Source organism: Bartonella tribocorum, assembly GCF_002777915.1.
Taxonomy (GTDB): Bacteria; Pseudomonadota; Alphaproteobacteria; order Rhizobiales; family Rhizobiaceae; genus Bartonella; species Bartonella tribocorum_A.
This window is the reverse complement of record NZ_NJGE01000031.1, coordinates 1-15,304: the sequence shown is the minus strand read 5'-3', so window position 1 is coordinate 15,304 and position 15,304 is coordinate 1. Positions and strand designations below refer to the sequence as shown.

At 40.7% G+C, this 15,304-nt stretch carries 2 protein-coding genes; both read left to right on the top strand.

Annotated elements, in window-relative coordinates:
• On the top strand, positions 1-1,927 hold a 1,927-nt coding region (locus tag CER18_RS08770), incomplete at its 5' end, for a YadA-like family protein (RefSeq protein ID WP_100129619.1).
• Between the two features lie 1,260 nt (positions 1,928-3,187).
• Positions 3,188-15,304 (top strand): hypothetical protein (locus CER18_RS08765; protein WP_100129618.1); only part of this gene is annotated, 12,117 nt, incomplete at its 3' end.

The window sequence follows — 15,304 nt, the reverse complement described above, 5'->3', positions numbered from 1 at the left end:
GACACGGATTCTTTCAGGTGTTCGTGCTGGTTCAATTACAGCAACATCAACGGATGCGATCAATGGTGCTCAACTTTATTCTATAAGCAATGCAGTTGCAGGCTATTTTGGCGGTGGTGCTAGCTATAGGGATGGAGCTTGGAATGCGCCTACTTTTACAGTTAAAGTCTTTGATAAGAATGGTAATGGGGCTGAAAAGGATTATAGCACTGTTGCAGAAGCTTTTACTGGCGTAAGCAGTTCTTTCACAAATCTTGATAAAAAGATTGAAAATATGGTCATTAATGGGACGGGTGATGCTCTTGTTAAGCAAAATACAGCAGGACTTATTACCATTGGTGGAGAAGTAAGTGGCGCTAAGATAAGTATTGCGAATGTTAATAATGCAGCACGGATTCTTTCAGGCGTTCGTGCTGGTTCGATTACAGCAACATCAACGGATGCGATCAATGGTGCTCAATTTTATGCTATGAACAATACGGTTGCTAGTTATTTTAGTGGTGATGCTGGCTATAAAGATGGAAACTGGAATGCGCCTACTTTTACAGTTAAAGTCTTTGATAAGAATGGTGACGAGACTGAAGCGCGCTATGAAAATGTTGCAGATGCACTTTCTAGTGTAAGCAGTTCTTTTGCAAATCTTAATAAAAAGATCGGAAATGGAACAGGCGATGATTTTGTTAGGCAAAATAACGCTGGGCTTATTACCATTGGTGGAAGCAAAGGCGGCGATAGAATAGATATTGCAAACAACATGAGAGGCCCACGCGTTCTCTCTGGTATTAGGGGGGGAGCATTTACAAAAACATCGACCGATGCCGTAAATGGCAGCCAGCTTTATTTTATGTCTCAGACCTTTGCAAATTATTTTGGCGATGGTGCTGGGTTTGATGGAGAGGGAAGATGGTCTGCTCCTACTTTTACAGTTACATCCTTTGATAAGGATGGTAATGAGATTGAGGAAAAGTATATGGATGTCGCGTCTGCATTTGCTGGTGTGAATAATGTTATCAAAGGTTTGCATAAGCAGATCACTGGTGAAGAAGATGGGCTACAAAAAAATAACGATCCAAATGATATTATTAGCGAAGGCTTTCCTTTTATGATGAGAATGGCCCGTTCCATAAGTGATGAGGATACGTCTCCGGTAACGACTTCTGATGTTTCACTTGATGTTCCATCCGAAGACGGTGATCGCCCTCATGGTATCGAGCCAAGGGACATCGAGGGTGATGCTTTAAAGTTAAATGGAAGCAGCTATAATGCTAACGGCAAAAAAATTACAAGTGTAGCGGATGGTAGTGTTTCAAAAGGCTCAAGAGAAGCTGTTAATGGCGGACAGCTTTTTGAGGTAGAAAAAAATGCTAACGAGGCTATCGCACGGGTTGAAAAAAAGGCAGACGGTGCGGTGAGCTATGATGTCGATGAAAAGACTGGAAAGAAAACCAATACGATCACTTTAAAAGGTGGCGATGAAAGTCAACCAGTAACAATAGACAACGTCGCTGATGGTAGTCTTGCCAAAGGTTCAAAACAAGCTGTTAATGGCGGTCAATTGATGCAGAAGATGGATGAAGTCCTTACAAATGCAAAGGAATATACAAATATCGCTGTCGAGAATGGTGTTAACACGGCAAAAGCCTATACCGATATGAAGTTTGAAGCATTAAGTTATGATATTCAGAATGTGCGCAAAGAGGCAAGGCAAGCTGCAGCAATTGGTTTGGCAGTGTCTAACTTACGTTACTTCGACGACCCAGGATCTTTGAGTGTTTCATTTGGTGGTGGTTTGTGGCGTGGCCAATCTGCTTTTGCTATTGGTGCAGGATATACGTCTGAAAATGGCAAGATTCGTTCTAACCTATCAGCAACCAGTGCCGGAGGTCAGTGGGGTGTAGGGGGAGGAATAACTCTAAAATTAAAATAACACCAGATAATCCCAAAAATTACAATCCAAATTTCACCCTTGTCTAATAAGGCAAGGGTGAATTTTTATATTATAGAGAAGAAGTATTTTACAGAAAAAGCCATAAGGGGTGGATAAGCATAAAGTCTTATAACAGCGTATTCTAAGGCAATACTCTTAAGTGAGGTTTATTTTAGTGACAAGCGCATCATTTTAACAAAAATTTTACAAATACAAAGTAATGCTCTCATATAAACAAGCAGAGTGCTAAACAAGCAAAGTGCATCATCACAGAGTATTCTGGCATTCTAAAAGTGTATATTCTATAATTTCATTAATAGAAAATATCCATTGGGAGGATATGCTTAAAGAAATAAAAAAATCCTATTTTTCACTATTTTATATTTGCTCTGTATACAGCAAGAGCGATCATAGGATACGCACAATCTACGATGATTAGACAATTTACGATATTAAGTAAGACTCGTTTTGTGAGAAAGGGGATTTTTCAAACAAGACACAAACAAAAGCTTTCTTTGTAAACCTACACCATAACACACTGAAGTGATGCGTTTTTGTAGTGATTTCATGATTGTATAAACTGGAAAGACTCATTCTGTAAAAATAATAAAATTCATTTCCTCTTGCTATTTTTCTCAAAATCCCATAAAGTCAAAAAATATGTTTTAATTAAGACTCATTCTGCTAAAAACAGAAATGAGTAAAATTTATCGCAAAGGGAGGTGCGAAGAACGATGAAAGAGACACACGGTCACAACCATCTTATCTCAAAATTCTCCAGAGAGATGATTCTAAAATCTAAGATCACCCAGCTTATCTTTACGATAAAAGTAAAATGATCTCACATAAAAACTCTAACACTCTCACCAAAGCAACGCACCCTTGATTTGGAATTAACAGCATTAATAACTTCATTAAGCGGATGATATGAACCTTTTTACTTTAAGAACTCCAAAGGCTACAATAAACAATAACATGAAAACATGTCATTTTCATGTCCCTCTCATTTTTTCTCCATCCTCAAAAGAGCTTGTTGCAAAAAATATACCCACCTCAAAGCGAAAAAAGAAAACGTAGCTTAATAACCAACCATCACGCATCGCAAACTTATGAAAGCTTTGACCATTTTCATCTCGCTCTGCGATAAACACGAACTTTATAAAGAACAAACAAAAACCATAACTCCGAAACACTTCTAGCGCTGAAATATGTCTTTTTTATGTCTGAGTGTTTTTAAATTTTTTCATTGGAGAGTTTATTATGAAAAAATTGCGTGCCACACGAACAGCGAACAAATTGAAAAGTTTTCGTTTTTCTTTTTTGAGAGTTTTTTCAGTGGCGACAGTCACGGCATTTTTATCAAATATTTCTCCTGTTTTTTCAGCGAATCCTGATTTTAGAAATACCTTTTTTGAAGGTGTAAACAGTGCTGTTGTGTCTTATCCACAAAGCATTATTTCTGTTGCTGGTTTGAATACTTCTTCTGATAAATCAACCGCCGATTATTTAACAGTGCTGAATGCAGCAGGAGCAGAAAAGATTAATGCTTCTGAAGATTATGCAAGTTTTTTAACCAGCACCCTTTTGGGTATGAGTGATAAGAATTCTGTCACCGATATTTTGACAAAAGATAGTAATAAACTATCGAAAAATACGTTGAGTATAGAGGATCATGAGGGATCTCTGATCAGTCCACGACTGTTTGCTCGTGATAACTCTAGTGCCCAACAGGTTGCACAGAATGATGAGAATAGAGGTGCTATTGATGTATCTGACTTCTCACAAAGTGCTCCCATCGCGAGAATGCAACGGGCAATAAACCCCGGAATGCAACGGGCACTAAAGGAGACTGGCAACTCTGTCATGGTGGGTAATCAGATTCTGGGAGATAAGGCCTCAGAATCTGTTGTTATTGGTTATGGAGCAGACGTAAGGCCTGAGACCTATCCTACTGATCATATCATTGAAGGTGTTATTATTGGGTATAAGGCAGCATCTGCCAATGGTGGGGCTGTAGTGGTTGGTGCTCAGTCCAAAGCATTTACTGCTGGCGTTGGTTCTGTTATTGTGGGGCGGAAGGCAAAATCGTCAGGTATGTTTGCTATTGCTATTGGTGGTTTTGGACCGCTTGATGGGACTGCTAATGATCCTCCAGCACCTTATGGAACGATAACAGATGGTGATTTTTCAATAGCCCTTGGTTATACGGCATCTGTAACGAAGGAAGGGGAAAATTCGATTGTTATTGGCCACGATGCAAAGGCCAGCGCCAAAAATGCGATAGCACTTGGTTATGGGACGAAAGTCAGCGGCGAAGATGCGATTGCACTTGGTTTGAGTGCAGAAGCCAGTGGCAACAATGCGATTGCACTTGGTTATGGGACAAAAGCCAACAGCGACTTTGCAATGACACTTGGTTGGAACGCAGAAGCCAGCCGCGACTATGCGCTTGCACTTGGTGCTTTTGCAAGAGCCAGCAATGAGAATGCGCTTGCGTTTGGTCCTTTTTCAGTAGCCAGTGCCCAAAATACGATTGCACTTGGTTGGAACACAGAAGCTAAGGGAAACTATACGCTTGCACTTGGTAGTGGTGCAAAAGCATCAGCTGAATATGGTATTGCCTTGGGTTCAGATTCTACAGCTGATGTTGCAGCCGGTGTTTTGGGGTATGACCCTAGTGCGAAAGCGGACTCAGATAAAAGAGATGGCAAAGCATGGAAATCTACCCTTGGTGCCGTCAGTATTGGGAACGTTGCGGATGGTAAAACCAGACAGATTGTAGGTGTTGCAGCTGGTACGCAAGATACTGATGCAGTTAACGTTGCACAGCTAAAAGCGGTACAAGAAGCAGCGGCTACAACAGGTGGTATAAAAGGCTTACAAATTAACACGATTGGAGTAGGCTTTGGAGATGCTATAGCTGCGGCTAAGGACTCAATTGCTCTTGGTGGTAGCGCAACTGTTACAGAAAACGCCCAAGCTTCAATTGCTATTGGTGGTTTTGCAAAAGCCAGCGACGAAAGTGCGGTTGCCCTTGGTTTCCGAGCAGGAGCCGGTGCATACAGTTCGATTGCTATTGGTAATCTGGCAAATGTCGCCGCTAGCAGTGGGATTGCGATTGGTAATCAGGCACAAGTCGAAAACGGGGCTGCGGCTGGGGAGGCGATTGCCCTTGGTTTTCGAACAAGAGCAAGAGTTGAAGGTGGTGTCGCCTTGGGTTCAGATTCTACAGCTTATGTTGCCGCGGGTGTTTCTGGGTATGACCCCAGTACTAAAGCGCAATCAGCTCAAAATAACATGGTATGGAAATCCGGTTATGGTGCAGTCAGTGTTGGGGATTTTGTGTCTAGTAAAACCAGACAGATTGTAGGTGTTGCAGCTGGGACGAATGACACTGATGCGGTGAATGTTGCACAGTTAAAAAAGTTACGAAAATTTGTGGATCAAGGCTGGAATCTGTCTGTTGGCGGTGAAAATACGAAGGTCGTAGCGATAGGTGAGACGGTAGATTTAGCTTCTGGAAGTAAAAACTTTGAAATCACCAAAGGCAAAGATGATAATAAGATAAAATTTGATTTAGCAAAAAACATTACACTGGAGAGCGTAACAGCGGGTAAGAACATTTTTGATGCCACGGGATTGAAGATTGCGGGTGGTCCGCAAATAACCACCGGTGGTATTGATGCGGGCAGTAAAAAGATCACAAATGTAGCAACCGGTACGGCAGATACCGATGCGGTGAATGTTGCGCAGTTAAAAGCTCTACAAAACTCTGCAGGCGCCAATTGGGATCTTACTGTTGATGGGAAAGATAAGACGAGTGTTAATTCAACCAGTCCAATGGATTTGGCAGCTGGCAGTACCAATCTTAAAATTACCAAAGGCAAAGACGACAATAATGTAAAATTTGATCTAGCGAAGGACATTACACTGGATAGTGTAACGGCGGGGAAGAACATTTTTGATACCACGGGGTTGATAATTGCAAATGGTCCAAAAATGACCACTGGTGGTATTGATGCTGGGGGTAAAAAGATAACAGGAGTTTCAGAAGGGACTGGTGGTACCGACGCTGTAAATTTTTCACAACTTCAAAAAGTTGAAAAAGATGTCAAAGAACAAGTAGCAGCCAGTAGCTTTGTAAAACAGGATTCTAAAACGAAACATATCACCATTGGTAAGGATACAGATGGTGACAAAATCGATATTGCCAACAACGCCAATGAAAATCGTACTCTTACAGGAATAAAAGCTGGTGCGCTCTCAGCAGGCTCAAACGAAGCCGTTATCGGTTCACAGCTTTTTGAAACAAATAAAAATGTAACAAATGTAGCTACAAATATAGCCAAGTTCTTTGGCGGTGGTGCTAAATATGAAGATGGCAAATGGACGACTCCAAGTTTCATAATCAAGCAGATTGGTAAGGACGGTACGTCACAAGACAAGACATATCAAGATGTTGCTACAGCCTTTACCGGTATTGATAACAGCTTCACCAACGTTGTTAATAATTTTGATGATAAACTTACCAAAACGACAGAAGAAATTAACAACAACATCACCAATATTAAGCAAGAAGTACAAGGTGATGCTTTGTTATGGGACAAGGAGAAAAAAGCCTTTGCTGCACAACATGGTGATAAGAAAACGAACAGCAAGCTTACGTCACTTGCCAATGGAGAGATCAGTGCAACTTCAAGTGATGCTGTAGCGGGTAATCAGCTTCAAACTCTAGGGAGCAGTGTTGCGCAGTACTTTGGTGGCGGAGCGGGCTATGAGAAAGGCACTTGGAAGGCTCCTTCATTCATAGTTAAGAGTTTTAAAGAAGATGGCAGCGTTACTGACACGCCTTATGACAATGTTGCATCTGCCTTTGCCGGTGTAGGCAATTCATTCGAGAAAGTTAACAACAGATTCGAGAATATTAAGAATGAAATTACCCAAGAAATTACTAATGAGATAACCACCGTTCAAGGGGATTCCTTATTGTGGAATAAGGAGGCAAATGCGTTTGTTGCCCAACATGGTGAGAAGGAAGGAAAAAAGACGAACAGCAAGATTAAGTATCTTGCCAATGGAGAGATCAGTGCAACTTCAAGTGATGCTGTAGCAGGTAATCAGCTTCAAGCTCTAGGAAGCAGTGTTGCGCAGTACTTTGGTGGCGGAGCGAGCTATGAGAATGGCACTTGGAAGGCTCCTTCATTCATAGTTAAGAGTTTTAAAGAAGATGGCAGCGTTACTGACACGCCTTATGGCGATGTCGCGTCTGCCTTTGCCGGTGTAGGCAATTCATTCGAGAAAGTTAACAACAAATTCGAGAATATTAAGAATGAAATTACCAAAGAAGTTACCGAGGAGATAACCACCGTTCAAGGAGATGCCTTGTTGTGGAATAAGGAGGCAAATGCGTTTGTTGCCCAACATGGGGAGAAAGAAGGAAAAAAGACGAACAGCAAGATTAAGTATCTTGCCAATGGAGAGATCAGTACAACTTCAAGTGATGCCGTAGCGGGTAATCAGCTTCACGCTCTAGGGAGCAGTGTTGCGAAGTCTTTAGGTGGAGGAGCTGGATATAAGGATGGCGCATGGAGTGGTCCTACCTTCAAGTTTAAGACTGTCAATACAGATGGCAAAGAAGAAGATAAGACTTATCCTAATGTAGCGGCAGCTTTTGAAGGTGTTGGTACATCTTTCACGAATATAGTGAGTAAAATAGATAAGAAAATCACGGATATTACTGAAACATTCCAAAGTGATGTCTTATTGTGGGATGGGGCTAAAGCTGCGTTTGTAGCAGAGCATGGAAAAGAAGGAAGCAGCAAGATTACATCTCTTGCCAATGGAGAGATTAGTGGTATCTCAAGCGATGCTGTAGCGGGTAAGCAGCTTTATGGTTTGGGGAGTGGTGTCGCTAAATCCTTAGGGGGTAATGCGGGTTATGAGAATGGCAGTTGGAGGGCTCCTACATTCATAGTTAAGAGTTTCAAAGAAGATGGCGGCGTTACTGAAACGCCTTATGGCGATGTCGCGTCTGCCTTTGCCGGTGTAGGTGATTCATTCGAGAAAGTTAACAACAAATTCGAGAATATTAAGAATGAAATTACCCAAGAAATTACCGAGGAGATAACCACCGTTCAAGGAGATTCCTTGTTGTGGAATAAGGAGGCAAATGCGTTTGTCGCAAAACATGGGGAGAAAGAAGGAGAAAAAACGAACAGCAAGATTACATCACTTGCCAATGGCAATATTAATTCTAGCTCAAGCGATGCTGTAGCGGGTAATCAGCTTTATACTTTGGGGAGCAGTGTTGCGAAATCCTTAGGGGGTAATGCGAGTTATGAGAATGGCGTATGGAATGCTCCAAGTTTCAAGTTTAATACAATTAAGGATAATGGTGAATCTGGAGAGCAAGAATATAAGAATGTAGCGGAAGCTTTGACAGAAGTTGGTAATTCTTTCACGAATATAAAAAATGAAATTACCAAACAGGTTAATAATCTTCAATCTGATGACTCAGCGGTTGTTCACTATGATAAAAATAAAAAGGGTGAAATTGATTACACGAGTGTGACTTTAGGTGGTAAAGGTAAAGCCCCGACAGCTCTTCATAATGTTGCGGATGGTCAGATTGCAGAGAATTCCCATGATGCTGTTACAGGCGGACAGCTTAATAAGATTGGCAGTGATGTTTCTAAGTTTTTAGGTGGAGGGTCTTCCTTTAAAGGTGGAACTCTTACAGAACCAAGCTATCAATTATCGTCGATTGCTAAAGATGGAAAAGTGACCGATCGTTCTTTTGGGGGTGTTGGAACGGCTTTTTCAGGACTTGATGAAAATATCAAGAATGTTAATGATCGTATTAAGGAAGTATCTCAGGGTGTTGTCCAGGATGCGTTATTGTGGAACAAGGAGACAAAGGCCTTTGTAGCGCAGCATGGAGATAAAGAAGAAAACAGCAAGATTACATCTCTTAAAGGTGGTATTATTAGCCGTCTCTCAACCGATGCCATTAATGGTTCGCAGCTTTATGCTTTAGGAAGCAGTGTTTCGCAGTACTTTGGTGGTGGAGCGAGTTATGAGAATGGCGCATGGAGTGCTCCAAACTTCATAATCAAGCAGATTGGTGAGGACGGTACTTCTCAAGATGAGACGTATCAAGATGTCGCTACAGCCTTTACCGGTATTGGTAGCAGCTTCACGAATGTGGTTAAGAATTTTGATGATAAAGTCAAAGATGTTAAAAAAGACTTTAATGACAAAATCGAGCGTATTACGCAAGAAGTGCAACAAGAAGTGCAAGACGATGCCTTGTTGTGGGACAAGAAGGCAAATGCGTTTGTCGCACAACATGGAGCAGAAGGCAAAGAGAAAACGAAAAGTAAAATTACGTCCCTTGCTAATGGAGAGATTAATTCTAGTTCAAGCGATGCGGTAAATGGTTCTCAGCTCTATACCTTAGGGAGCAGTGTTGCGAAGTCTTTAGGTGGCAATGCGAGTTATGAGAATGGCAAATGGAGCGGTCCTACCTTCACGGTTAAGAGCTTTAAGGAAGATGGCAGCGTTACTGACTCGACTTATGGCGATGTCGCATCTGCCTTTGCCGGTGTAGGTGATTCATTCGGTAAAGTTAAAGACAAGTTCGAGAATGTTAAGAGTGAAATTACCAAAGAAATCACTAAGGAGATTAATACCGTTCAAGGCGATGCCTTGTTGTGGGACAAGAAGGCAAATGCCTTTGTCGCAAAACATGGGGAGAAAGAAGGAGAGAAAACGGCAAGCAAGATTACGTCCCTTGCCAATGGCAACATTAATTCTAGCTCAAGCGATGCAGTAAATGGTTCTCAGCTCTATACCTTAGGGAGCAGTGTTGCGAAGTCTTTAGGTGGTAATGCGAGTTATGAGAATGGCGTATGGACTGATCCAAGTTTTACAGTTAAAACTGTTAACGGAGATGGAGAGGAAAAAGCAGAGACTTATAAGAATGTGGCAGATGCATTTTCTGGAGTTGGTAGTTCTATCACGAATGTTAAGAATGAGATCACGAAACAGATTAACAATGAAATAGCGAATGTGAAGGGTGATAGCCTTGTTCAGAAAGATGCAGAAAGCCATCGTATAACGATTGGTTCAAAAGTAGAAGGCAGTGAAATCAACGTTGCCAACAGCAAAGGATCTGATCGGACCCTTTCTGGTGTTAAAGAAGCAACGAAGAGCAATGAAGCGGTTAACAAAGGTCAGTTTGATAAAAGTTTAAAAGAATTGTCTGATAGTCTTCAGTCAGATGATTCAGCGGTTGTTCACTATGATAAAAATAAAAAGGGTGAAATTGATTACACGAGTGTAACTTTAGGTGGTAAAGGTAAAGCCCCGACAGCTCTTCATAATGTTGCGGATGGTCAGATTGCAGAGAATTCCCATGATGCTGTTACAGGCGGACAGATTAATAAAATTGGCAGTGATGTTTCTAAGTTTTTAGGTGGAGGGTCTTCCTTTAAAGGTGGAACTCTTACAGAACCAAGCTATCAATTATCGTCGATTGCTAAAGATGGAAAAGTGACCGATCGTTCTTTTGGGGGTGTTGGAACGGCTTTTTCAGGACTTGATGAAAATATCAAGAATGTTAATGATCGTATTAAGGAAGTATCTCAGGGTGTTGCTCAGGATGCGTTATTGTGGAACAAGGAGACAAAGGCCTTTGTAGCGCAGCATGGAGATAAAGAAGAAAACAGCAAGATTACATCTCTTAAAGGTGGTATTATTAGCCGTCTCTCAACCGATGCCATTAATGGTTCGCAGCTTTATGCTTTAGGAAGCAGTGTTTCGCAGTACTTTGGTGGTGGAGCGAGTTATGAGAATGGTGCATGGAGTGCTCCAAACTTCAAGGTTAAGACTGTCAATGAGGATGGTGTTACCATTGAAGATAAAGAGTATGGTACAGTTTCAGAAGCATTTACAGGCGTAGGCAGCTCTTTTGAGAAACTTCAAAAAGAGTTTAATCAAAGCATCACCAATATTAAGCAAGAAGTACAAGGCGATGCTTTGTTGTGGAGCAAGGCTGATGGAGCTTTTATTGCTCAGCATGGCGAAGAAGATAAAGAGAAAGTAGCAAGCAAGATTAAGTATCTTGCTGGCGGAGAAATTTCTGCTACTTCAACAGAAGCGATTAATGGTTCCCAGCTTTACGAAACCAATGATAAGGTTGCGACGTACTTAGGTGGCGGAGCAGGTTATAAAGATGGTAAATGGACTGATCCAAGTTTTACAGTTAAAACTGTTGACGGAGATGGAGAGGAAAAAGCAGAGACTTATAAGAATGTGGCAGATGCATTTTCTGGAGTTGGTAGTTCTATCACGAATGTTAAGAATGAGATCACCAAACAGATTAACAATGAAATAGCGAATGTTAAGGGTGATAGCCTTGTTCAGAAAGATGCAGAAAGCCATCGTATAACGATTGGTTCAAAAGTAGAGGGCAGTGAAATCAACGTTGCCAACAGCAAAGGATCTGATCGGACCCTTTCTGGTGTTAAAGAAGCAACGAAGAGTAACGAAGCGGTTAACAAAGGTCAGTTTGATAAAGGTTTGAAAGAACTGTCTGATAATCTTCAATCAGATGACTCAGCGGTTGTTCATTATAATAAAACTGAAAAGGGTGAAACTGATTATAAGAATGTGACTTTTGGCGGTAAAGATAAGACACCTGTGGGTCTTCACAATATTGCGGATGGTCAGATTGCAGAGAATTCACGTGATGCTGTTACAGGTGGACAGATTAATAAAATTGGCAGTGATGTTGCTAAGTTTTTAGGTGGAGGTACAAGCTTTAAAGATGGTAGCTTTACAGGTCCAAGCTATAAAATATCCGGTGTTGATGCAAAAGGTGAGGTAGTAGAAAAAACCTATGATGATGTTGGTTTAGCCTTTGCAGGCATTGATACAAATTTCAAGAATGTGAATGAGAACGTCACGAATAAGTTTAATGAGCTTACTCAAAACATCACCAATATCACGCAAGAAGTTCAGGGTGATGCGTTGTTGTGGGACAAGACTAAAGGGGCGTTTGTAGCGGAGCATGGGGAGAAAGAAGGTAGCAAAACGAACAGCAAGATTACGTCCCTTGCCAATGGAGATATTAGTGCAACCTCAAGCGATGCTGTAGCAGGTAATCAGCTCTATAGTTTGGGTAGCGGTGTTGCGAAGTCTTTAGGTGGCGGAGCGAGTTATGAGAATGGTGCATGGAGTGCTCCAAATTTCAAGGTTAAAACTGTCAATGAGGATGGTGTTACCATTGAAGATAAAGAGTATGGTACAGTTTCAGAAGCATTTACAGGCGTAGGCAGCTCTTTTGAGAAACTTCAAAAAGAGTTTAATCAAAGCATCAGCAATATTAAGCAAGAAGTACAAGGCGATGCTTTGTTGTGGAGCAAGGCTGATGAAGCTTTTATTGCCAAGCATGGAGAAGAAGGCAAAGAGAAAACGGCGAGCAAGATTAAATATCTTGCTGGTGGAGAAATTTCTGCTGCTTCAACAGAAGCGATTAATGGTTCTCAGCTTTATTCTTTAGGCAACAATGTTGCACAGTATTTTGGTGGTGGCACTGAATATAAGGATGGTAAATGGAGTGCGCCAAGCTTTAAAGTCAAAACAGTTAAGGATAATGGTGAGTCTGAAGAGCAAGAGTATAAGAATGTAGCGGAAGCTTTAACAGGAGTTGGTACATCTTTCACGAATATCAAAAATGAGATAACTAATCAGATTAATCATCTTCAATCAGATGATTCAGCGGTTGTTCATTATAATAAAACTGAAAAGGGTGAAATTGATTATAAGAATGTAACTTTCGGTAAAGGTAAGGATTCTACAGCTGTTGGTCTTCATAATGTTGCTGATGGTAAGATTGCCAAGGATTCACGTGATGCGATCAATGGCGGACAGATTAATACCATTGGTGAGGATATTGCTAAGTTCTTAGGAGGCGAAGCAGCTTTTAAAGATGGTAGCCTTACACAGCCAACCTATAAATTATCTCAGGTTGATGCTAATGGTAAGGTAAATTCGACAGAGTTTAAAGATGTTGGCGCTGCATTTACTGGTCTTGATGAGAATATTAAGAATGTTAATGATCGTATTAAGGAAGTATCTCAAGGAGTTGCACAGGATTCTTTATCGTGGAGTAAGGATGACAATGCCTTTAGTGCACAACATGGGGAAAAAGAAAAAACAAATAGCAAGATTAAGTATCTTGCCAATGGTGATATTTCTGCTGCTTCAACAGAAGCTATTAATGGTTCCCAGCTTTATGAAACCAATGATAAGGTTGCGAACTATTTAGGCGGTGGAGCAGGTTATAAAGATGGTAAATGGACTGATCCAAGTTTTACAGTTAAAACTGTTAACGGAGATGGAGAGGAAAAAGCAGAGACTTATAAGAATGTAGGGGATGCCTTGACAGGAGTTGGTAGTTCTATCACGAATGTTAAGAATGAGATCACCAAACAGATTAACAATGAAATAGCGAATGTTAAGGGTGATAGCCTTGTTCAGAAAGATGCAGAAAGCCATCGTATAACGATTGGTTCAAAAGTAGAGGGCAGTGAAATCAACATTGCCAACAACAGTGGATCTGATCGGACCCTTTCTGGTGTTAAAGAAGCAACGAAGAGCAATGAAGCGGTTAACAAAGGTCAGTTTGATAAAAGTTTGAAAGAATTGTCTGATAGTTTTCAGTCAGATGATTCAGCGGTTGTTCATTATAATAAAAATGAAAAGGGTGATGTTGATTATACGAGTGTAACTTTAGGTAAAGGTAAGAACTCTACAGCTGTAGGTCTTCACAATGTTGCTGATGGTAAGATTGCGGATAAGTCACATGATGCAATCACTGGAGGTCAGGTTAACAAGATTTCTCAAGATGTTGCGAAATACTTAGGTGGAGGTACCAGCTTTAAAGAAGGTAGCTTTACAGGYCCAACTTATAAATTATCTCAGGTTGATGAMAAAGGTGAAGCTCAACAGGCTGAGTTTAAAGATGTTGGYTCKGCTTTTRSMGGWCTTGATAAGAATATCAAGAATGTTAATGATCGTATTAAGGAAGTATCTCAAGGAGTTGCACAGGATTCTTTATCGTGGAGTAAGGATGACAATGCCTTTAGTGCACAACATGGTGAGAAAAAAACAAACAGCAAGATTACATCACTTGCTAATGGAGAGATTAATTCTAGCTCAAGCGATGCTGTAGCGGGTAATCAGCTTTATACTTTGGGGAGCAGTGTTGCGAAATCCTTAGGGGGTAATGCGAGTTATGAGAATGGTATATGGAATGCTCCAAGCTTTAAAGTCAAAACAGTTAAGGATAATGGTGAATCTGAGGAGCAAGAGTATAAGAATGTAGCAGAAGCTTTAACTGGAGTTGGTACATCTTTCACGAATATCAAGAATGAGATAAGCAATCAGATTAATCATCTTCAGTCAGATGAYTCAGCGGTTRTTCATTATGATAAAAAAGAAAAAGATGAAATTGATTATCAGAATGTGACTTTCGGTAAAGGTAAGGATTCTACAGCTGTAGGTCTTCACAATGTTGCTGATGGTAAGATTGCAGAAAACTCCCATGATGCAATCACTGGAGGTCAGGTTAACAAGATTTCTCAAGATGTTGCGAAATACTTAGGTGGAGGTACAAGCTTTAAAGATGGAGGCTTCACAGGTCCAAGCTATAAAATATCCAGTGTTGATGCAAAAGGTGAGGTGGTAGAAAAAACCTATGATGATGTTGGTTTAGCCTTTGCAGGCATTGATACAAATTTCAAGAATGTGAATGACAACGTCACGAATAAGTTTAATGAACTTACGCACAACATCACCAATATTACGCAAGAATTACAAGGCGATGCTTTGTTGTGGAGCAAGGCTGATGGAGCTTTTATTGCTCAGCATGGCGAAGAAGATAAAGAGAAAACGGCAAGCAAGATTAAATATCTTGCTGGCGGAGAAATTTCTGCTACTTCAACAGAAGCGATTAATGGTGCTCAGCTTTACGAAACCAATGATAAGGTTGCGACGTACTTAGGTGGCGGAGCAGGTTATAAAGATGGGAAATGGACTGATCCAAGTTTTACAGTTAAAACTGTTAAGGATAATGGTGAATCTGAAGAGCAAGAGTATAAGAATGTAGCAGAAGCTTTAACTGGAGTTGGTACATCTTTCACGAATATCAAGAATGAGATAAGCAATCAGATTAATCATCTTCAGTCAGATGACTCAGCGGTTATTCATTATGATAAAAAAGAAAAAGATGAAATTGATTATCAGAATGTGACTTTCGGTAAAGGTAAGGATTCTACAGCTGTAGGTCTTCACAATGTTGCTGATGGTAAG